The organism is Nocardioides thalensis, assembly GCF_013410655.1.
Lineage (GTDB): Bacteria > Actinomycetota > Actinomycetes > Propionibacteriales > Nocardioidaceae > Nocardioides > Nocardioides thalensis.
Genome location: NZ_JACCFP010000001.1, coordinates 976736 through 997986 on the forward strand (window position 1 = coordinate 976736; position 21251 = coordinate 997986).

The 21251-nt window shown below is 72.3% G+C and carries 18 protein-coding genes; 8 read left to right on the forward strand and 10 right to left on the reverse strand.

The window, feature by feature from the left end:
* Positions 1 to 47 precede the first annotated feature (47 nt).
* Positions 48 to 275: a tautomerase family protein gene (locus tag HNR19_RS04890; RefSeq protein WP_179666887.1), complete on the reverse strand. Its 228-nt coding sequence runs from the start codon at positions 273 to 275 to the stop codon at positions 48 to 50.
* Positions 276 to 415: 140 nt separating this feature from the next.
* Between HNR19_RS04890 and HNR19_RS04895 the strand changes: the two genes are divergently transcribed.
* The 3 genes from HNR19_RS04895 (at position 416) to HNR19_RS04905 (ending at position 6566) form a co-directional block, all read left to right on the forward strand.
* Entirely contained in the window at positions 416 to 2056 is a 1641-nt protein-coding gene (locus HNR19_RS04895; protein ID WP_179670091.1) for a copper resistance CopC/CopD family protein, read from the forward strand.
* 44 nt (positions 2057 to 2100) lie between these two features.
* Positions 2101 to 3045 carry a helix-turn-helix domain-containing protein gene (locus tag HNR19_RS04900; RefSeq protein WP_179666888.1) on the forward strand — a complete coding sequence of 315 codons (945 nt, stop codon included), beginning with the start codon at positions 2101 to 2103 and terminating at the stop codon, positions 3043 to 3045.
* Positions 3046 to 3137: 92 nt separating this feature from the next.
* Positions 3138 to 6566: a S8 family serine peptidase gene (locus HNR19_RS04905; RefSeq protein ID WP_179666889.1), complete on the forward strand. Its 3429-nt coding sequence runs from the start codon at positions 3138 to 3140 to the stop codon at positions 6564 to 6566.
* Positions 6567 to 6581: 15 nt separating this feature from the next.
* Here HNR19_RS04905 and HNR19_RS04910 read toward each other — a convergent pair whose 3' ends face one another.
* The gene (locus HNR19_RS04910) at positions 6582 to 8060 is read right to left on the reverse strand and encodes an alpha/beta fold hydrolase (RefSeq protein ID WP_179666890.1); all 1479 of its coding nucleotides are present in this window, start codon (positions 8058 to 8060) and stop codon (positions 6582 to 6584) included.
* Between the two features lie 137 nt (positions 8061 to 8197).
* On the opposite strand from HNR19_RS04910, the gene HNR19_RS04915 reads away from it, so the two are divergent.
* Genes HNR19_RS04915 through HNR19_RS04925 form a run of 3 tightly spaced genes read left to right on the forward strand, consistent with a single transcriptional unit; the run spans position 8198 to position 11893 of the window.
* The gene (locus HNR19_RS04915) at positions 8198 to 10294 is read left to right on the forward strand and encodes a thioredoxin domain-containing protein (RefSeq protein WP_179666891.1); all 2097 of its coding nucleotides are present in this window, start codon (positions 8198 to 8200) and stop codon (positions 10292 to 10294) included.
* The gene (locus HNR19_RS23440; RefSeq protein ID WP_179666892.1) at positions 10291 to 10977 is read left to right on the forward strand and encodes a matrixin family metalloprotease; all 687 of its coding nucleotides are present in this window, start codon (positions 10291 to 10293) and stop codon (positions 10975 to 10977) included. Before HNR19_RS04915 ends, HNR19_RS23440 begins: the two co-directional genes overlap by 4 nt.
* Positions 10978 to 11002: 25 nt before the next feature.
* Positions 11003 to 11893, forward strand: coding sequence for a DUF1353 domain-containing protein (locus HNR19_RS04925; RefSeq protein ID WP_179666893.1), 891 nt, complete (start codon positions 11003 to 11005; stop codon positions 11891 to 11893).
* 9 nt (positions 11894 to 11902) lie between these two features.
* On the opposite strand, the gene HNR19_RS04930 is transcribed toward HNR19_RS04925, so the two are convergent.
* Positions 11903 to 12454 (reverse strand): hypothetical protein, encoded by a 552-nt coding sequence (locus HNR19_RS04930; protein WP_179666894.1) that lies wholly within the window; start codon positions 12452 to 12454, stop codon positions 11903 to 11905.
* Positions 12455 to 12540: 86 nt separating this feature from the next.
* Positions 12541 to 13293 (reverse strand): hypothetical protein, encoded by a 753-nt coding sequence (locus HNR19_RS04935; protein WP_343047056.1) that lies wholly within the window; start codon positions 13291 to 13293, stop codon positions 12541 to 12543.
* Positions 13294 to 13336: 43 nt separating this feature from the next.
* Between HNR19_RS04935 and HNR19_RS04940 the strand changes: the two genes are divergently transcribed.
* Positions 13337 to 13981, forward strand: coding sequence for a UdgX family uracil-DNA binding protein (locus tag HNR19_RS04940; protein ID WP_179666896.1), 645 nt, complete (start codon positions 13337 to 13339; stop codon positions 13979 to 13981).
* Positions 13982 to 13983: 2 nt separating this feature from the next.
* On the opposite strand, the gene HNR19_RS04945 is transcribed toward HNR19_RS04940, so the two are convergent.
* Genes HNR19_RS04945 through HNR19_RS04970 form a run of 6 tightly spaced genes read right to left on the reverse strand, consistent with a single transcriptional unit; the run spans position 13984 to position 19706 of the window.
* The gene (locus HNR19_RS04945) at positions 13984 to 14826 is read right to left on the reverse strand and encodes a methylenetetrahydrofolate reductase (protein WP_179666897.1); all 843 of its coding nucleotides are present in this window, start codon (positions 14824 to 14826) and stop codon (positions 13984 to 13986) included.
* A 4-nt stretch (positions 14827 to 14830) separates the two neighbouring features.
* Complete coding sequence (locus HNR19_RS04950; RefSeq protein ID WP_179666898.1) at positions 14831 to 15514, reverse strand: DUF1638 domain-containing protein; 684 nt, start codon at positions 15512 to 15514, stop codon at positions 14831 to 14833.
* Positions 15447 to 17402: an ASKHA domain-containing protein gene (locus HNR19_RS04955; RefSeq protein WP_179666899.1), complete on the reverse strand. Its 1956-nt coding sequence runs from the start codon at positions 17400 to 17402 to the stop codon at positions 15447 to 15449. The genes HNR19_RS04950 and HNR19_RS04955 overlap by 68 nt, the downstream gene beginning before the upstream one ends.
* On the reverse strand, positions 17399 to 18274 hold the full coding sequence (locus HNR19_RS04960; RefSeq protein WP_179666900.1) for a dihydropteroate synthase: 876 nt from the start codon (positions 18272 to 18274) through the stop codon (positions 17399 to 17401). The genes HNR19_RS04955 and HNR19_RS04960 overlap by 4 nt, the downstream gene beginning before the upstream one ends.
* The gene (locus HNR19_RS04965; protein WP_179666901.1) at positions 18274 to 18939 is read right to left on the reverse strand and encodes a corrinoid protein; all 666 of its coding nucleotides are present in this window, start codon (positions 18937 to 18939) and stop codon (positions 18274 to 18276) included. Before HNR19_RS04965 ends, HNR19_RS04960 begins: the two co-directional genes overlap by 1 nt.
* Entirely contained in the window at positions 18936 to 19706 is a 771-nt protein-coding gene (locus tag HNR19_RS04970; RefSeq protein WP_179666902.1) for an IclR family transcriptional regulator, read from the reverse strand. The genes HNR19_RS04965 and HNR19_RS04970 overlap by 4 nt, the downstream gene beginning before the upstream one ends.
* Before the next feature lie 101 nt (positions 19707 to 19807).
* On the opposite strand from HNR19_RS04970, the gene HNR19_RS04975 reads away from it, so the two are divergent.
* Positions 19808 to 21247, forward strand: coding sequence for a trimethylamine methyltransferase family protein (locus HNR19_RS04975; RefSeq protein WP_179666903.1), 1440 nt, complete (start codon positions 19808 to 19810; stop codon positions 21245 to 21247).
* Positions 21248 to 21251: the final 4 nt, after the last annotated feature.

The window sequence follows — 21251 nt, forward strand, 5'->3', positions numbered from 1 at the left end:
AGGATCTCCTCCGGGCCCCGTTGGCGTACGCGCTGCGACCAGGCGGGTCAGCTCTTGTCGGCGAGCGACGCGACGACGCCGGCGCGGCTCTCGTCCTCGCTCGCGAGGACACCACCGTTGGCCACGATGTCGGGGGTGATCTCGCTGAAGACCATCCGGACGTCCTGGCGACGGGCGCCGAGGATCTCGACGGCGCTGTCGGCCACGGCCTTCGCGAACTCGCGTCGCTGCTCGAGCGTGCGGCCGCTGAGCAGCTCGACGGTGATGTTGGGCATGGGTTTCTCCTCTCGGGCGGCCGCCCGGAGTTCCACATGAGCGACCTGGGTTCGACGATGTGAACCAAGAGTACGCGTTTCGGGACTGAGTTCACATACTTGACAAGAGTTCGTGGTGTTGGTTCAGTCGACCGGTGATCATGAGGCCGCTCGCCGTCGCGCTCCTCGCCGTCGTCGCGGTCCTCGGGCTCGCTCCGCCGGCTGACGCGCACGCCTCGCTGGTGCGCACCGACCCGGCGGAGGGTGCGGTCCTCGCGAGCGCGCCCGAGCAGATCCGGTTCACGTTCAGCGAGGCGGTCGCCGCCGTACCCGACAGCGTGCAGGTCTTCGACGCCGCGGGCGAGTCGGTGGACGCGACGACGTCGGTCCGCGACGCGGTGCTCGAGGCCACGCTCGACGAAGCGGTCGGCGACGGGACGCTGGTCGTCGTGTGGCGCGTGCTCTCGGAGGACGGCCACCCGGTCAGCGGGTCGCTGAGCTTCTCCGTCGGCGCGCCGAGCCCGAGCGTCCAGGCGCCGCCCGTGACCGCCGCCGACACCGACGACGCCCCCGTGCTGCTCAGCGTCGTCCGGTGGGTGGGCTACGCCGGCCTGCTCGCGACGAGCGGACTGGTGGTGTTCGCGCTCCTCTTCCTGCCGCGACACCGGGACGCAGCGACGTCGCGGCAGCGGCTGGTCTCCGCCACGCGGCTCGGCGCCGCGGTCGCCGGCCTCGCCTGGCTGGTGGGGCTGCCGCTGACGGTGGTCTACCAGGTCGGCGGCGACGCCGGCTCGCTCGGCGACGGCTCGGCGTGGTCGGCCCTCTCGACGACGGAGTACGCCGTACCCGCCGCCGTCGTGGCGGGGCTCCTCGTCGCCGTCGCGATGCTCGGGAACGGCGAGCCCACTCGGGCGCGAGGCGCCGGCGTTCTCGGCGCCGTCGTCGTGGCCGGGTGCGCTCCGGCCCTGACCGGGCACACCCGCGCCGAGACGCCGGAGTGGCTGGTGGTCGCCGTCGACATGCTGCACCTGGCCGCCGGGAGCGTCTGGCTCGGCGGCCTGGTCGCCCTCCTGCTCGTGCTGTCCGACCTCGCGGGGCGCGGGACGCTGGCGGGGGAGACCCTCGCCCGCTTCTCGACCGTCGCCGCCGGCCTCGTCGCCGTGCTGGTCGCGACCGGGTCCGTCCTCGCCTGGCGGATCGTCGGCTCCTGGAGCGGGCTGTTCGAGACCGCCTACGGCCAGCTGCTCCTCGTGAAGATCGCCATCGCGGCGGCCGCCGTCGCGTTCGCCGCGTGGAACCGGTTCCGCCTGCTGCCGGCGATGCGACAGGCACCGCGACGCCGTGAGCGCCGCGACCGCGCGACGATCGTCGTCCGCACTGCCGCCGCCGAGGCGGTGGCTCTGGTCGGGCTCCTGCTGGTCACCGGCATGCTCGTCGACCGCAGTCCAGAGGACGACCCGTCGGCGGCGGCAGCAGGGACGGCGACCGTGGTCGGCAGGCTGGGTGGCATCGAGCTCGAGGCGACCGTGGCGCCGGCGGTGACCGGCCCGAGCAACGTCACCCTCACCATGACCGACGCCACCGGCGAGCCCTTCGAGGGCTTCGAGGCGCCCCGCGCCCGGCTCGAGGCCGGCGAGGTCGACCTCGGCGCGATCGAGCTCCGCAACATCGGGCCCGGCGCCTACGCCGCCGACGTCGTCTTCCCCTCGCCCGGCACCTGGGAGCTCCAGGTGTCGCTGCGGGTCAGCGAGTTCGAGAACCCGGTGACGACGCTGGAGATCCCTGTCGGAAGCGCGGGCTAGCCTGTCCGACATCTGACATGTCGGTCGTCGGTCAAGGAGAGCGAGTGCTCGAGCTCATCGGTCTGAGTGCCACGGACGAGGAGCTCTACCGGGTGATGCTGCGGGAGCCCGACCTCGACCTCGACGCCCTGGCGTGCCGGCTCGGCCGAGGCGCCGACGAGCTCGTGACCGGGATGCTGCGGCTCGAGGCGGCGGGTCTCGTCACGCGCACCTCGCGGGAGCCGGCGTGCTGGCGCCCCGTGTCGCCGGACGTCGCCATCGACGTGCTGGTCTCCCGGCGTCGCGCCGATCTCGACCGGCTGCGCGAGGCCGCTCGGGAGTGGGCGGCCGAGATGCCGGCGCCGGACCGCTATCGGCCGGAGCGACTGGTCGAGGTCGTGGTCGGGCAGGAGTCGATCGCCGCGCGGTTCGCCCAATTGATGCACGCCACCGAGTCCGAGCTGCTCGTGCTCGACCGGCCGCCGTACGCCAGTCGTCCGGACGAGGCGGACCGAACGGTCCGGGGCCTCCTGGCCGCCGGCGTCGTCGTACGCGGCATCTACTCACCCGACTCCCTGCAGCTGCCTCGTGCCGTCGACGAGGCCCACTCCGCGGCGGACGCCGGGGAGCGGTCCCGGATCCACCCCGACCTGCCGATGAAGCTCGCGATCGGCGACCGACGACAGGCCCTCCTGCCTCTCGCCGGCCACGACGAGGTCGACAGCGCCCTGGTCGTGCACAGCAGCGCCCTGCTCGACGCGCTGGTCCGGATGTTCGAGCTGCTCTGGGAGCAGGCCCTGCCGATCGTGCGGCAGGAGGACGACGAGCTCGACGCCCGGTTGATCACGATGCTCGCGGCCGGCATGAAGGACGACGCGATCGCGCGACGGCTCGGCGTGAGCACCCGGACCGTGGGCCGCCGGGTCGCCCGGCTCATGGAGCAGTCGGGAGCGCAGACCCGGTTCCAGGCCGGCGCCTACGCCGAACGACGCAAGCACAACACCACCTGAACCTCCGGCAGCCTCTGGCTGAAACACGACATGTCCGTATCTCGCCAGCCCTGCGGGTGGCGTCGCGCCTCGCCGGGGCACAGGATCCCGTCATGCGCTCCGTTCCGCGAGGCCGTGTCCTGCCGGCCGCGGCCGCCCTGCTTCTGGTCGTCCTCACCCTCGGTGCCCTCCCGTCGTCCTCGTCGGCGGCGCCCGGCCCCGCCCCCTCGCTCCGGAGCGGCCCACCCGCCGCCCCGCGCGCCCTGGCCGGCCCGACGACGGTCACCCTGATCACCGGCGACCAGGTCACGCTCGTCCCCGATGCATCCGGGGCGCCCAGCGTCCGTCTCCCCGCCGGGGACTTCGAGGTACGCCGCGACGGGGCGCGGATCGAGGTCGTGCCGCACGAGGTGCGCGACCTGGTGCCGCACGTGCTGGATCGCGCGCTGTTCGACGTGGCCGGCCTCGCGGCGATGGGGTACGACGACGCGGGCTCGGCGACGATCCCGCTGATCGTGCACCGGGCGGCCGGCGTACGGACGCTCCAGTCCGCGAACCCGGCGCTCGAGCCGGAGATCGCGCTGGACAGCATCCGATCGACGGCGGTCGAGCTCGACAAGGACCGCGCCGAGCGGTTCGGCGACGACCTGGCCGCCCTGGCCGCCCGGCCCGGCCGCGTCACCGGGACGATGGCGGCCGACGAACTAGGCGGCATCGACCGCATCTGGCTCGACGCCCGGGTCGGTGCCGCCCGGACGCCGCGGACCCTTCCGAGCCCAGCTGCGGTGCTCACCTCTGGGGTGGCCCCGGCCGAGCCGGAGCCGTACCTCACCCAGATCGGCGCCCCGGAGGCCTGGGCGGAAGGGCTGGACGGAACCGGCGTCAGGGTTGCCGTGCTCGACACCGGCATCGACAAGGGTCATCCGGCACTGACCGGCCAGGTGGTGGCGGAGCAGAACTTCACCGACGCCCCGTCACCCGACGACGTGAAGGGCCACGGCACCCACGTGGCCAGCCTGCTCGCCGGCACCGGCGCCGGGAGCGACGGCGCTCTCCAGGGCATCGCGCCGGCCGCCCGCCTGCTCAACGGCAAGGTGCTCGGAGACCTGGGGGAGGGTCAGCTCTCGTGGGTGATCGCCGGGATGGAGTGGGCCGTCGAGCAGGACGCGGACATCGTGAACATGAGCCTCGCCGCCAACGCAGGCATCGACGACGACCCGGTGGTGCAGGCGCTCGACGCCCTGTCGGCCGGCTCCGGGACGCTGTTCGTGGTCGCCGCCGGGAACGGCGGCTGGAACGGCTGGGTGCCCGAGACCGTGTCGTCCCCCGGGATCTCCGCCTCGGCCCTGACCGTCGGCGCGGCCGACCCGCAGGACGGGCGGCCCGGGTTCTCGGCGCAGGGGCCGACCCGGGGCACCTACCGCGCGAAGCCCGACCTCGTCGCTCCCGGCGTCGACATCCCCGGCGCCCTGGCGGGCGCCCGTGAAGGCGACCTCTACGTGCTGGAGAGCGGCACCTCGATGGCGACGCCCCTGGTCGCCGGGGCTGCGGCGCTCGCGATGCAGCAGCACCCCGACTGGACGTGGGAGCAGGTGAAGGCCGCCGTCACCACCAGCGTCGACCCCACGACCGAGCCGTGGGGGTCGGGCGCCGGCCGGCTCGCGCTGGAGCATCTCATCGACCTCGGGACGACCGCTGCCCCCAGCGACCTCAGTCCCGGCGCGTCGCTCCACCCGCACGAGGACCCGATGACCACGACCGTCGAGCTCACCAACACGACGGCGACCGCGCGGACCTACACGGCCTCGGACGAGCTCGTGTCGCCACGCGGCGCCGGGGAGGTCGAGCCGGGGCCCGAGGCTGGCCTCACGGTCAGCCCCGCGTCGGTGACCGTCGCCCCCGGCGCTACGGCCACCGTGGACGTCACCTTCGACGCCGGCGCGGTCTCCGACGGGTTCTGGCACGGGGTCGTGCAGCTGGACGGTGATGACGGGTCCACGCTCAGGCTGCCGTTCGCGGCCGTGGACGAGCCCGAGCGCTTCTGGCTCGACCTGTCCGTCGTCGACCGCGGTGGGGCGCCGTACGCCGGCGGCGTGGTGCCGTTGCTGAACACCACGACCGGCCAGTCCTACGACGCCGCGCTCGACGAGAGCGGCGAAGCCCGGCTCCGGGTCGCCCCCGGGACCTACAGCGCCGTCGCGGTCGTCACCACCGAGGAGGCGGGCGGCACCACGACCACGGTCGTGGGTGAGCCGGCCCTCGAGGTGGACGGCGACACCGCGTTGACGATCGACGCACGGGACGGCGAGCCGCTGCGGGCACCCGTCGTACGCGGGCAGGCGACCCGCGCCACCGAGGTCTCCGTGAACTGGAACGCAGTGACGCCGAACGGCGGTCCGGGACTCGGCGATGCGATCGCGCCGCCGATCGAGGAGGTGCTCGCCGGCCGGGTCTTCATCGCTCCCGCCGCGGACGTGTCCACGGGCGTGTTCAACGCCGCCACCAGGTGGCGCCTCGAGCCGCAGGGGCGCCGTACGGCGCATACGCCCGACGGCTACGAGCTCGTCTTCACCGACACCAGCCTCCCCGACCCGGACGCTCGGGTCCTCGGCCCCCGCGACGTCGCCGACCTGGCGGAGGTGCGTGAGCACTACTACGCCGCCGAGCGGGGCGAGACCGTGCTCCGCGGGCTGGTGGCCGGAAGTCCGGGCACGGTCGAGCTCGTCCACCGCCGCGAAGTGCCCGCGCCCGGCACGGAGACCGTGCTGGTGACCACCGGCTCCGGGGTCCGGTGGACCTACGACTCGCACTGGCTCGGCGAGGGCCAGCAGCGGTTGTTCGAGGGAGAGTCGAGCGCCTTCAAGCCGGGGGACCGCGTCCAACGACACTTCCGACGCGGGCTCCACGTCGCTCCTGCTGCTGGGAACGCGTTCCACGACTCGTTCGGGATGCTGGTCGCCCAGGGGTTCAGCGACGGACCGCGTGACGGCCCGATCGATGCGGGGAAGGTGGCGGCGGCGACCACGGCGCTGTACGCCCGTGGTGAGCTGGTCGGCAGGACCCGCGGCACGTTCGGGTACTTCGACGTCGCGCCCCGGCGCACCGCCTACCGGCTGGTGGGCGACGTGCGCCTCGTCGGCGGCAGTCGGACGCGATCGGCGTGGACGTTCCGGTCGGAGGAGCCGGACCCGAACGCGGCGGGGGCGACGCTGCCGATCCTCGACGTCGACTACGGACCGTCGGTGGACCTCCTGAACCGGGCGCGCTGCGGCAAGGACCTGCGCTTCCACCTCCGCATCGGCCACCTGCCCGGCGCCGACGCCAGGAAGCGGATCACGTCGGCGCGGCTCCAGTGGTCGACCAACGGCGGAAGGACGTGGGCCCACGCTGCCGTACGCCGCACCGGCGCCAATACCTTCGCTGCGAAGGTGAGAGGCCGCGACCTGCGGCGGGGCGACCACGTCAGCGTCCGGCTGCGGGCGACCGACGTCGACGGCAACACCATCGACCAGAGGGTGTGGCGGTTGGTGGACCTGCGCTGACGCCACGAAGCGTCGTCACTCCAGCGTCGCGACCGCGACCCGTTCGCCCAGGAAGTGTCGGCCCTGGGCGAGGTCGACGACAGCGGCAGCGAGGTCGCCGACAGTGGCACGCGGTCGACCCTCTCCGTCGAGGAGCGGTGTGTCGCGGGCCTGAAGGTGGTGATGCCCGCTGGCCGGCCCGGCGACGAGATCCTTCGGCGGCGGGCTCACGTAGGTCCACGGCACCTCGGTCCCGGAGCCGGCGATGAGGTCGAGCGCCGTCGCCTGGTCTCTGGCCGTCTCGAGATACTCGCGTGGGAACCCCGGGAGGTCGACGAACCGCTCGCCGTTCGGCGCGCGGAGACTGCCTCCGCCCCCGACGACGACCAGTCGGGGGCCACTCGCGTCCCCCAGGCCCTTGAGCGCCGCGCCCACGGCGCGCTCCACCGTGCGGTCGGGGCCCTTCACGGCGAGCACGACGGCGTCGTAGTCGGAAAGCCCGCCCCGCCACGACTCGGGGTCGGTGGCGTCGAGGTCGGCGCTGCCCAGCCGTGCGACCCGATGGCCCCGGCTGGTGGCTTCGTCCGCGACTACCGATCCGATGCGGCCGTGCCCTCCCACGACCGCCAGGCGCAGTGGCGTCGGGGGGCCCAGGTGCTTCGCGAGAAAGGCGTCGATCAGCGGGACGGCCACCGGCAGGGACTCCTCGAGGGCGAAGTGGCCGGTGTCGAGGAGGTGGACCTCGGCATCGGGGACGTGCGCGGCGTACGCCTCTGCTCCGGCGGGTCCGAAGAAGGGGTCGTGTCGTCCCCAGAGGACGAGCGTGGGCGGCTGGACCCGCCGCAGCCAGTCCTGCCACTCGGGGTAGCGCGCCACGTTGCTGGCGTAGTCGAAGGCCAGGTCGACCTGAGCCTGCTTGCGCCCGGGCAGCTCCAGGTGCCACTGGTCGAGCAGCCAGCCGTCCGGCGCTACGAGCGCGGGATCTGCAGCCCCCTCGAGGTACTGCCCGCGCGTGGCGGCCAGCTCGAGGATCTGCCGCACCCGGTCCTCGGCCCCGGGGAGGCCGGGCTGGTTGGCGATCATCGCACGAGCGATGTCGGTCAGGCCGTCCTCGGAGACGTTGGCGTTCTGCACGACCAGCGCGGTGAACCACTCCGGGTGCCGGGTCGCGATCCGCATCGCCACCGGGCCACCGAAGTCGAAGACGTACAACGCGCACGGCGCGAGGTCGAGTGAGGTGATGAAGCCCTCGATCGTCGCGGCCAGCGAGTCGAACGAGAACCGGTAGCCGTCGGGGACCTCGGTGTTGCCGAATCCCGGCAGGTCGGGGGCGACGAGTCGATAATCGTGACCGAGTGCGTCGAGCAGGCGCCGGAACTGGTGCGATCCCGACGGAAAGCCGTGGAGGAGGAGCAGCGTGGGCGCTTCGGGCGGCCCCACCTCGCGATAGAAGACGTTGACACCGTCGACCTCGACGGCGAGGTGGCGGATCTCGGGAGGGACGGAAACGGGCATGACTAACGCCTTTCGAAGGATTGACCATTAGAATCTCGGCTCTGGAGTTATACAGCGAGCGACCTAATGGGTCAACCCGCGCTGTATCATTAGGGGATGTCTCCTTCGGCAGCATCACGGGATCGGAGTAGTGCCTGATGGCCAACCGCCTGGCGTCCGCGACCAGCCCCTACCTCCTCCAGCACGCCGACAACCCCGTCGACTGGTGGGAGTGGGGCGAGGAGGCGTTCGCCGAGGCCCGCGAGCGCAACGTGCCCGTGCTGCTGTCGGTGGGCTACGCCGCCTGCCACTGGTGCCACGTGATGGCGCACGAGTCGTTCGAGGACGAGGCGACCGCGGCGTACATGAACGAGCACTTCGTCAACGTGAAGGTCGACCGCGAGGAGCGGCCCGACGTCGACGCGGTCTACATGCAGGCGACCACGGCGATGACCGGGCACGGCGGCTGGCCGATGACCTGCGTGCTCGACCACGACGGCAACCCGTTCTTCGCCGGCACCTACTTCCCCGACCAGCCGCGGCACGGGCAGCCGGCGTTCACGCAGGTGCTGCAGGCACTCAGCGACGCGTGGCGCGACCGCGGCGAGGAGGTGCGCGGTGTCGCGGCGACCGTGCGCCAGCACCTCGAGGCGGCGGGCGGCGGGCTCGGTGGCGGCCGCGCGGTCGACGCCTCCGTGCTCGAGGGCGCGGTGCTGCTGCTGGAGCGGGAGTACGACGCGACCGCGGGCGGGTTCGGCGGTGCTCCGAAGTTCCCGCCCTCGATGGTGCTGGAGTTCCTGCGTCGGTACGCGGGCCGGAGGTTTCGAGGCTCGGCCGCGGGCGGCCTCGCACCTCAACCACCGGCAGTCGAGCGGGCGGGGGAGATGCTGGTGCGGACGGCGGCTGCGATGGCGGGCAGCGGCATGTACGACCAGGTGGGCGGCGGGTTCGCGCGCTACGCGGTCGACCGGGAATGGGTGGTGCCCCACTTCGAGAAGATGCTCTACGACAACGCCCTGCTGCTGGGCCTCTACGCGCGTCTCGACGGTCTCGATATGTCCTCGCCTAGCGGCTCGGACTACTCGACCACCCTCGGGGGCCGCATCGCGCGGGAGACGGCGGACTTCATGCTCCGCGAGCTGCTCACGGCGGAGGGCGGGTTCGCGTCCGCGCTCGACGCCGACAGCGCGCACCCGGTGACGGGGAAGCAGGAGGAGGGCGCGTTCTACGTCTGGACGCCGGAGCAGCTGGTCGAGGCGCTCGGCCACGACCGCGGGGCGTGGGCCGCGAAGGTCTTCGGTGTCACCGAGGAGGGCACGTTCGAGCACGGCACCTCCACGCTCCAGCTGCGCGACTTCCCGACCAAGCCCGGCGAGCAGGCGCGGCTCTCGGAGGTCCGCGCGCGGCTGCTCGACGCCCGCGAGCTCCGGCCGCGGCCCGCCCGCGACGACAAGGTCGTCGCCGCGTGGAACGGCCTCGCCATCAGCGGCTTGTGCGACGCGGGCACGCTCCTAGGCGAGCCGTCGTACGTCGCCGCGGCGGTCACCGCGGCGGAGCTGATCGAGCGGGTCCACGTGGTGCCCGGCAGCCACGGGAGCCGGCTCCTGCGGGTCTCGCGCGACGGCGTGGCCGGCCGCCACGACGGGGTGCTCGAGGACTACGGGTGCGTGGCGTCGGGCCTGCTCTCGCTCGTGCAGGCGACCGGTGACGCCCGCTGGCTCCGGCTCGCCACGTCGCTGCTCGACGAGGCGATCGCGGGCTTCGGGGCCAGCGACGGCGGGTTCTTCGACACCCATCGCGAGGCCGAGCCGCTCGTCACGCGGCCCCGCGACGCCGGCGACAACGCGTCGCCGAGCGGCCTGAGCTCGACGGTGCACGCACTGGTCGTCGCCCACGCGCTGACCGGCGAGGGGCGCTACCGCAGCGCTGCCGAGGCGGCGCTCGCGACGGTCGGCCAGCTGATGGAGAAGGCCCCGCGCTTCGCGGGCTGGTCGCTCGCGGCCGCCCAGACCATGCTCGACGGCCCGCTCGAGATCGCCGTCGTCGGTCCGGCCGGACCGGAGCGTGACGCGCTCGTGGCCGAGGCGCGGCAGATCCCCGGCGCGGTCGTCGTCGTGGCCGACGACGCGCGCGACGACATCCCCCTGCTGATGGGCCGCACCCCCGTCGACGGCGCACCCGCGGCGTACGTCTGCCGTGGCTTCGTCTGCGAGCGCCCGGTGACCGACCCCGACGCCCTCCGGGGCGCCGGGTGAGCAGGGGGCGCGCGGTCTGGGGCGTGGTCCTGGCCGTCAGCCTCCTCGCGTTCTCCGGCGTCCTCGTCCTCAGCGACATCGACCGGTTGCTCGGATCGCCGGCCGACGTCGGAGTCGGCGGTGAGCACGCCTTTCTCCAGCACCAGCCGGGCAGGCCCGGCGAACCGGTCGCCTGGGACCCCTGTCAGGAGATCCGCTACCAGGTCAACCCCGAGGGCGGACCGGACGACGCGGAGGACTTCGTCGCCGAGGCGGTCGACGAGGTGTCTGCGCTCACCGGGCTCCAATTCGTCTACGACGGCAGCACCGACCGCCGCCCGAGCTCGCTGGTCGACTCCGGGGCGTTCGGTCACGCGCCGGTCCTGATCGCCTGGGCCGACGAGGACGAGGTGCCCGACCTCGACGGCGACGTCGTCGGGGTCGGCGGCGCGACCGCCATCGGCATGGGCGGCGGCCGGCAGCGCTACGTCACCGGCTCGGTCACCCTCGACACCGACCTCGACGCGGACCTCGACTCCGACGTCGCGCGAGGCGTGCTGCTCCACGAGCTCGGCCACCTGGTCGGGCTCGACCACGTGTCCGATCGCGACGAGCTCATGTATGCCGACGGCACCTTCGTGCGCGACTTCGGGCCCGGCGACCGCGAGGGCCTGGTGCGGCTCGGCGAGGGTCGCTGCTTCTGACGGGGTATCGCGGGATACTCACGCCATGCGCCTCGGTGGCATGGACCTCCACCCGGCCGCTCATCCCGGCAACTTCTTCGACGGCGGCACCGACGTCGAGGACCCCGACCGCGACCGGCGACCGCGGATCGTGCTCGAGCGCGACGACTCGACCGGCACCGAGCGGTGGGCCATGGAGCGCCGCCTGGCCTACGAGGACGAGGTGCACGGGATCTTCCTGGTGCCCGACGTGCTGGGTCACTTCCGCACCGACCTCGCCTCGGTGCCCGCGATCTTCACCTGGCTGGTGCCCAAGACGGGCAAGCACCTCGCGCCGGCGCTGGTGCATGACGCGCTCGTCCACGACCGGCTCCGGCCGCAGCTCTACCGCGGCCAGCACATCGACCGGGTCGCCGCCGACGAGGTGTTCCGGCGGGCCATGCGCGACAGCGGTACGGCGACCGGTCGCCGCTGGCTGGTCTGGTCGGCCGTGACCCTCGGGACGATCAAGGACGGCTCGGAGGAGTGGTCGCGCGGCCAGCACCTGCGCTACGCGCTCACCGCGCTCGGCACGCTGGTCGTCATCGCCGCGCTCGGCGTGGTCGCCACCCTTGACCTCGCCGACGTGGTCGCCTGGCTGCCCTGGATGGGAGAGTCGCGGTCGTTCGCCCTGGAGCTGGTCGGCGGCCTCGCCGGGGCGATCGTGATCCCGCTGCTGCTCGCGGCGACGTGGGGGCGCTTCTGGATCGCGGGCGCGATCACGGGGGTCGCGCTCGCCGTACTGCTGCACGCGACGGTGCTGCTCGGCGCGATCACCCTCGGCTACCAGGCCGTGGAGTGGGTCGCGCGGCGACGACCGATGGCGGTGCTCGTGACGAGCGGCCTGGTCGTCGCCGCGTTCGCGGTCCTCACCGTGTTGCTGGTCGGATCGTCCTGACCCGCGGGGTCACCCCTGCTGGATCCAGGGGGTGAACGTGCGGCGCTTGCCGACCCAGTCGGTCAGGCCCTTGCTCGTGCCGTCCGTGCGGGTGCCGGAGGCGCGGACCGCGACGCGGACCTTCGCCGGGTTGTCCAGGGCGGCGCGGGAGATGACGACGTGGACGCGCTCCTTCTTGTAGTTCACGCGCATGGAGTAGTCGCCGTCGACCCGGTCGCCCCACTTGGCGACGTCGAAGCCCTCGGTCTCGACCAGGGCGTAGTCTGTGCCCGCGAAGAATCCGCCCGAGAGCACGTACTCCGGGCCCTTGTCGTGGCGGTCGGTGTCGATGAAGAACGACCCGCCCGACCCGGTCTTCGGGTCCCGGCGCAGCCCGAGGTGGTGGGTCGTGATGTGGATGTTGTCCATGCCGTTGCGGAACGACATCGCGAGGATGTCGGAGCCGTGGTTGGTGTCCTGCGGGTCGTCGATGCCGTAGAGGTCGGCGTTGGCCGGGCCGGCGAGGCCGATGGTCAGGGCGGCGGCCGACAGGGCAGCGGCGGCGGAGGCGATGATGCGCATGTCCTTCTCTTCTCTTTCGTCGGTGGTCTGCCCTGGCGGGTCAGCGGACAAGAGACGCCGCTGGGGCAGGGAAGGTTGCATTGCGGTCAGGCTGGACGCGGCCCCGGCTGCTCCTGCTCCAGCTCGCGCCGGGTCGCGTTGAGGATCTCGATCTTCTGCCAGATCTTGCGCGACATGCCGACCGTCAGCGTCTCGATCGTGCTGACCGTGTCGAGGACGACGGCGTCCTGCGACTCCTCGGCGCAGAGCGCGGCTGTCTTCGACACCAGGCTCAGCATCTCCGAGCAGTAGTCGAGGTAGTGCTCGAGCTCGGCCGGCGTCAGCGCCATCGGGGCGGGGCTCTTGTCGGTCGGTTCGAACGACGCCCGCAGCCGCTCGGGGTCCTTCGTCAGCTGGTGCATGTCGATGATGTGGGCCATCGACCGCATTCGGTGGAGCAGCGCGAGGGCCTGCTGCCGCTGGAGCCGCTCGGGCATGGAGTGGAGGAACCAGATGGCGATCGAGGCGAAGACCAGGTCGTTGATCGCGTTCTCGACCAGCGGCAGCCACTCGAAGCCCTGGTCGGGCCCGTCGGCGACGGCGTCGCGCACCGCGGTGATGAACAGGTAGCCCGCGGCCGCGAGCACCACCGCGATCAGCACCTGCGCCACGAACCGTACGGCGTGCAGCCGCCCGCGCGAGGTGACCGGACTGGCGGCGACCTCCTCGACGAGGGCGACCAGCTCGCCGGCGACGTGGGTGAGGCCGCGGCTGGGAAAGCGGGCGGCGACGCGCTCCTGGAGCCGGTGCACGGTCTCGAGCACCGGCTCGGCGCGGAGCTTCTCCAGGGAGGTCGCCACGGCGGCAGCGTAGACCGAACGGAAGCCGGGTACCGCCGTACGCATGGACAAGCCCGACCGACCCGGAGCCGAGGAGTGGGTGCCCGACCGGCCGACGCTGCCGCGCCTGCGCGAGGCGGTGCAGGCGTGCCACGGTTGCGAGCTCTACCGCGACGCGACCCAGGGGGTGATGGGCGATGGCGACCCGAAGGCGCCGCTCGTGCTCCTCGGCGAGCAGCCCGGGGACCGCGAGGACCAGGAGGGCGAGCCGTTCGTCGGTCCGGCCGGCAAGCTGCTCGACCGCGCCCTCGACGACGCCGGCATCGACCCGTCGTCGGTCTTCCGCACCAACGTCGTCAAGCACTTCCGCTGGTCGGGCACGCGCGGCAAGCAGCGGATCCACAAGTCGCCGGCGCGCGGACACGTCCAGGCGTGCAGCCCGTGGCTCGTGGCCGAGCTCGACCTGGTGCGGCCGACCGGCGTCGTGATCCTCGGCGGCACCGCCGGGAAGGCGGTCTACGGGTCGTCGTTCAAGGTCGGCGAGAGCCGGGGCCGGGCGATCGACTGGCCGGAGTCGTTCCCGGTCGCGCACCCGCCCGACTGGGTGCTGCCGACCACCCATCCGTCATCGGTGCTGCGCACCGACGACCGCGCCGCGGCGTACGACGAGCTCGTCGCCGACCTGAAGGTGGCCGCGGAGCGGCTCTAGCCTCAGCCCTCGAGTCGCTTCAGCCAGTCCTGCCGCCAGGCCTCGGTCTCGGCGACCTGGTTGAACGTGTAGACGTGCAGGCCGCTCACGTTCATCTCGGGCTCGCCGACCGTGGGGGCAGCCTTCTCGAGGAACGACTCGCCGGTGAACCCGCCGGGCGCCACGAGTCGGGCCATCAGGCCCTTCTGCTTGGCGAGGAAGCGGGTGGAGTCGCCGACCCCGATCTTGGTCGCCATGCTCAGCAGCTTGGTCCGCTCGACCGGACCCGGCACGCCCAGCAGGAGGGGGAGGCCGATCCCGCGCAGCCGCATCCGCTGCAGCCAGTCCTTGATGACGGCGGCGTCGAACGTCAGGTTGCTGACGATGTGGGTGGCGTGGCGGCGCTTGTCCCACATCGACTGCACGGTCAGGTCGTCGTGGATCGTCGGGTGGCTCTCGGGATAGCCGGTCACCCCCACGTGGGCGAACGGCGACCCGATCGCCGTCAGGTCCTCGAGCATGCTGAGCGCGTCCTTGTAGTCCCCGACCGGATCGGCGTCGCCGCCGGGCACGAAGACGCTGGTGATGCCGGCGGCGCCCAGCCGCGTTGCGAGCTCCTCGAGCTCGGTGCGGCCGTGCACCATCCGCGCGGCGAGGTGCGGGACGACGGTGTAGCCCTGCGCCGCGAAGCTCTCGGCGGTCTCGATCGTGCGCTCCAGCCCCATCGACGGCGAGGCGGTGACGGTCACCGGGACGCTCGTCGGCACCGACTCGAGCACCTTCGCCTCGATGGTCTTGGTGGGCAGCACCTCGTAGCGGGCGTTGGTCAGCAGGCGCCGGACCGTCGCGCGTTCCTTGCTCCGCATGTCCCTACCCCCGTCCCGCTGCGCCGACCGAGCCGTCGACCAGGGCGCCGAGCGCCTCCTCGAGACCGGCATGGCCGGTCTCGACGACGGTCAGCGGCAGGCCGATCGTGGCCGCCGCCTCCTCGGCGAGGCGGCACAGCTCGTCGTCGGGTTCCTGCGCGAGCCAGACCGCCCGCGTGTAGGACCCGAAGTAGTCGTCGCGCAGCTCCGGGTAGCGGTCCAGGCCGAGCTCGCGGACGACGGTGCGGCTGAAGGACCGCACCAGGAAGTCGGTGAGGACGTAGGTGCCGGGCTGGTCCTCGAAGAACCGCGCGATCCGCTCTGCCCCGCCGTAGACGTCGTAGCAGTGCAGGCCCGGCAGGCGGTCCACGCCGAGCTCGCGGCACACGTCGTCGAGCGCGCCGTAGGTGCCGCAGTCGGCGTACCCGATCGCCACCCGGTGGCCGGCGACCTGGAGGCTGGTGGCCAGGCACCGCACCTCGTCGGCGATCAGGTGCGGCTGGTTGTGCAGCAGCGGCGGCAGCGGGTGTACGTCGACCGCCCACCCGCGTCGTGCGGCGACCTCGGCGGCGGGCTGGGCGAGCGCGCCGCACGCGATCAGCGCGAGCCGGTCGTGGGCCTCAGCCGCCGAACCCGAGCTGCTCGACGAAGCGGTCGTTGAAGTCAGCACGGTCGGAGAGCTCGACATAGGTCACCTCCTCCAGCAGCGCTTCGGCCCCGGCGCGCTCGCGGATGGAGAGCAGCGCCATCTTCGCGCCCTCGCCGGCGACGTTGCCGGCCGAGACGATCCGCAGCACCGGGAGCTTCGGCACCAGCCCGATCCGCACCGCCGAGGCGGGGGAGATGTAGCTCCCGAACGAGCCGGCCATCAGCACCTGCTGCACGTCCTTGTGCTCGAGGCCGAGCTCCTCGAGCAGCAGGGTCCACCCGGTGGAGATCGCGGCCTTCGCGAACTGGAGCTCGCGGACGTCGCGCTGCGAGAGGACGACGCACTCCTCGGGTGGGGCGTCGGCGTGCGGCCGGTGCAGCACGAACACCCGCTCCTCGCCGATCCGGGTCAGCCGGTCGGCGAGCGCGGGCGCGATGGTCGGCGCCTGGGCGTCGGGGACGAAGCGGCCGGTGCCGTCGAGCAGGCCGACCTTCGCCAGCTCGGCGACGGCGTCGACGAGCCCCGACCCGCACAGGCCCTTGGGCTCGACGTCGCCGATCACGCCGAGCTGGACGTCGTCGCCCAGCCGGACGACCTCGATCGCGCCGTCGGCGGCCCGCATGCCGCACTTGATCGCCCCGCCCTCGAAGGCCGGGCCGGCGGGCGCGGCGGTGGAGAGGATCCGGTCGCCGTCGCTGACGACGATCTCACAGTTGGTGCCGACGTCGATGAACAGGCGGACCCGCTTGTCGCGGTCCATGCCGGTCGCCAGCATGCCGGCGACGATGTCGCCGCCGACGTAGGCACCGAGCGCGGGGAAGAACGCGACCCGCGCCCGCGGGTGGAGGTCGAGCCCGACGTCGGTGGCGAGCACCGCGGCCGGCTGCGACGTCGCCATCACGAACGGCGCGACCCCGAGCGGCTCCGGGTCGATGCCGAGCACCAGCGCAGTCATGGTGGCGTTGCCGGCGACGGCGACCTCGTAGACGTGCCGCGGGTCGACCTCGCCCTCGGCACAGACCTGCGCCGCGAGCTCGGCGAGGGTCGCGCTCGCCGCCTGCTGGAGCCGCGGCAGCGTCTCGGGGTCCATCATCGTCGCGCTGATGCGGGTGATCACGTCACCGCCGAACGGCTGCTGCTTGTTGAGCATCGACGCGACCGCCACGGGCGTCCCGAGCGCGAGGTCGAGCAGCGTGGCGACGACGGTGGTGGTGCCGAGGTCGTAGGCGATCGCGTAGCGGACGTCGGTCGTGTCGCCGGGCTCGACGTCGACGAGCGCCTCGTCCACGATCACGGCGGTCACCTTGAAGTCTGCTGCGCGCAGCACCGTCGGCAGCCGCCGCAGCACGTGCAGGTCGGGCACCGGCTCCAGGTCGTCGATCGCCGCGAGCAGGCGGTCGATGTCGGGACGCTGGTCGGCGAGGCTCGGCTCGTCGAGCTCGACGTACCTCTTCTGGACAGCCGGGCGCAGGATCACCTGTCTGCCGACGCCGACCGTCGCCGCCTTCGGCCGCGTCGTCAGCGGAGGTACGTCGACGGCGAGGTCCCGCGTGGCCTGCACGAGGCACGCGAGCCGCCAGCCGTCGTCGAGCTGCTCGCGGGTGAACGTCTTGACGTCGTGGCGGGTGATGGGGGTGCTGCCCTCCACGCGCACCTTGCACTTGTGACAGGTGCCGTGGCCGCCGCACGTCGAGTCGATCGCGATGCCGTTCCACGACGCGGCGTCGAACACCGGGACGCCGGGCGGCACCCGGACCTCCCGCTGCGTCGTCCGCTCGGGGTCGGGGTCGAGCACGGTGAAGCGGAGGGAGACGCGGCCGGCGCCGTCGTGGGCGACCGGGCCGGCGCCCGGCGGCGCGAGCAGTCCCTCCCGCCGGACCGCGTCGAGGTCGACCTCGGGGACGTCGTCGTCGGCCGACGAGCTCATGCCGATTCGGCCGCCTTCGCCCGGTGCGCCGCGATCCACGCCATCCCCCACTCGTCGTGGTTGAGGAAGACGTCGGCCGCCTTGACGGCCTCGACGATCTGCGGGGTGCGGGTGTCCATGATGGCGCTGGTCAGCCCGGCGGTCATCGCCATCGGCAGCCAGGCGGCGCCGAGGGTGTGCCGGTCGGGCATCCCGAACGAGGTGTTGGAGGCGCCGCAGGTCATGTTGACGCCGAACTCGTCGCGGATCCGCCGCATGGTCTCCAGCGTCACCAGCGACGTCGTCGTGTCGGCGCCGATCGGCATCGCGAGCGGGTCGATGACGATGTCCGCGGCGGCGATGCCGTAGTCCTTGGTGGCGACCTCGACGATCTTGCGCGTCAGGTCGACCCGCTTCTCGACCTCCATCGGGATCTCGTCGTGGTCGTTGGGCAGCGCGATGATCGCGGCGTCGTACTTCTTGACCAGGGGGAGGATCAGCTCGAGCCGGTCGTCCTCGGCGGTCACCGAGTTGACCAGCGCGCGGCCCTCGTAGACCGCGAGCCCGGCCTCGAGCGCCTCGACCACGGACGAGTCGATGCAGATCGGCAGGTCGGTCAGGCTCTGGACCAGCTTGATCGCCCGGGCGAGCAGCTCGGGCTCGTCGGTGAGCGGGACGCCCATGTTGACGTCGAGCACGTCGGCGCCGCCCTCCACCTGGGCCTTCACGTCGCGCTCGATCGCGGACATGTCGCCCTCGCGGAGCTGCTCCTGGAAGATCCGGCGGCCGGTCGGGTTGATCCGCTCGCCGATCAGGCAGAACCGGCGGTCGTGACCGATCACGACCTCCTTGGTCGCGGACCGGAGGACGGTCTCGAGGTGCTCGGCGGCCATCACGCAGGGACCTTCGCGCGCTTCTCGTCGAGCAGCGCCTTCGCGCGCTTGACCGTCTGCGAGGCGTCGGCGGCGTAGCCGTCGGCGCCGACGGCGTCGGCGTACTCCTGGGTGACCGGCGCTCCGCCCACCATCACGATCACGTCGCTGCGCATCCCGGCCTTCTCGAGCGCGTTCATGTTGGCCTTGAACATCGGCATCGTCGTGGTGAGGAACGCGGAGAAGCCGACGATGTCGGGCTGGTGCTCCTCGATCGCGGAGACGAACTTCTCCGGCGCGACCTGCACGCCGAGGTCGATCACCTCGAAGCCGGCGCCCTCGAGCATGATGTTGACGAGGTTCTTGCCGATGTCGTGGACGTCGCCCTTGACGGTGCCCATCAGGAACTTGCCGATGGTCTGCACGCCGGTCTCGGCGAGCAGCGGGCGCAGCCGCTCCATCGCACCGGCCATCGCCCGGCCGGCGATCAGCATCTCGGGCACGAAGAAGTCGCCGCGCTCGAACCGGGCGCCGACCTCCTCCAGCGAGGGGATGAGCGCGTCGAACAACAGCGTCTGGGGCTCCATGGAGAGGGCGAGGCCCTCCTCGGTGAGCTCGAGCACCCGCGGGGCGTTGCCGACCAGCGTCTCGTCGTACAGGCCCTGAAGGATCTCTTCGGGAGTCATGCCACGCCCTCCTTGGGGGTCTTGCGCCGGAGCAGCCCGGACAGCTGCTCCGTCCGCTCGTTCAACAGTCGGCCGAGCTCGTCGCGCCGGTCGGCCAGCCGCTGGCTCGGCCCCGAGACGCCCAGAGCCGCGACGACGTCACCCGTGACGCCCCGCACCGGCGCGGCCACACCGGTGAGTCCGATCTCCAGCTCGTCGATCGTGCTGGCCCAGCCGCGGCGGGCGACCTGGGCCAGCTCGCGGCGCAGCGCGCCGGGATCGACGATGGTGTGCTCCGTCTGCTGCTCGAGCGGCCCGTCGGGCGCTTCGAGCGCGTCGAACGCGAGCATCACCTTGCCCAGCGCGGACATGTGGGCGGGCACGTCGACGGCGGTCCAGTCGCGGCTGCCCAGCAGGTACGTCGAGTCGACCTGTGCGACCTGCACGACGCGGTCGCCGCGGGCGACGGCCAGGTGCACGGTCTCGCCGGTCTCGGCGCCGACCTTCTCCATCGCGGGCCGCGCGAGCCGCACCAGCTCCTCCCACGGGTCGTGGCGGGCGGCGTACAGCCAGAAGAGGGGGCCGGCGACGTACGACCCCGCCTCGTTGCGCTCGATCAGCTCGGTGCGCTCGAGCGCCGTGAGCATCCGGGAGGTCGTGGACTTCGGCAGGCCGCACTCCTCCTGGAGGGCGCCGAAGGTCAGCGGCTCGTCGGCGCGGACCACCGTGGCGACCAGCAGCGCGGCGCGGTCGACCGCCTGGGTGCCGGTGTTCGCCTGGTTGCTCATCGGGGGTTCCGTTCCTCGTCGCGATGTTCCATGATGTGGAACCTCGCTTCCATAAAGTGAGGCTAGGATGCGGAAGACCCCGAGGTCAAGGAGGCCGCTCGATGTTCCAGAACCGGATGCCCCGCTACGAGATCCTCTCGGCGGACGCGATGGCCACGCTCGACAAGGGCTGGCGCAAGCTGATGACCGAGATCGGCGTCGAGTTCATGGACGACCGGGCGCTGGACCTCTTCCGCAAGGCGGGGCAGCGGGTGGAGGACCGCACGGTCTTCCTCGACCCCGACTTCGTGCTGGAGCAGGTGGCCAAGGCGCCGGGGGAGTTCGACGTGCAGGCCCGCAACCCCGAGCACAACATCCACATCGGCGGTGACTCGATGGCGTTCGGCGCCGTCTACGGCCCTCCGTTCGTGCGCGAGGGCGACGTACGCCGCGACGCGACGATGGACGACTTCCGGAACTTCACCCGGCTCGCCCAGTCGTTCCCGGTGCTCGACTCGGCCGGCGGCGTGATCTGCGAGCCCAACGACACCCCGCTCGACAGCCGGCACCTCGACATGACCTACGCGCTCCAGACGCTGACCGACAAGGTCTACATGGGCAACGTCGTCTCAGGGGCCAACGCCGCCGACACCCTGGCGATGACGTCGATCCTGTTCGGGTCCCGGGAGGCGATCGAGGAGACGCCGGCGACGATCTCGCTGATCAACTGCAACTCGCCGCTGCGGTGGGACGACCGGATGCTCGAGGCGCAGTTCGAGTACTCCGGCGCCGGGCAGCCGGTGGTGCTCACCCCGTTCATCCTGATGGGCGCGATGTCGCCGGTGACGATCCCGGCGGCGCTGGTGCAGCAGATCGTCGAGGCGCTCTCGGGCATCGCCCTGTCCCAGCTGATCCGGCCCGGCACGCCGGTGATCTTCGGGTCGTTCCTCTCCAACATCGACATGCAGTCGGGCTCGCCGACGTTCGGCACGCCCGAGTCCGGCATCGGCCTGCTCTGCACCGGACAGATCGCGCGTCACTTCGGGCTGCCGTTCCGCACCGGTGGCGGGCTCACGTCCTCGCAGGTCGCCGACGCGCAGGCCGGCTACGAGGCGCTGATGACGATGCTGCCGACCTTCCTCGCCGGCGCCAACTGGGTCATGCACTCCGCCGGGTGGCTCGAGGGCGGCCTGGTCGCGGGCTACGAGAAGTTCATCGTCGACGCCGAGATCCTCCAGATGCTCCAGGTCGAATTCACGCCGCTGGAGATCGACGAGGAGTCGATGGCGTTCGGCGCGCACGAGGAGGTCGGCCACGGCGGGCACTTTCTCGGCGCGATGCACACGATGGAGCGGTTCCGCACCTGCTTCTACCGGCCGATGCTGTCGTCGTCGGACAACTACGAGCGATGGCTGCGCAACGGCGGCAAGGACGCGCTGACCCGGGCCGGCGAGATCTACAAGCAGCGGCTGACCGACTACGAGCCGCCGCCGCTCGACGACGCGATCCGCCAGGAGCTCGAGGAGTACGTCGTCCGCCGCCGCGCCGAGCTCGGCGACTGAGAGA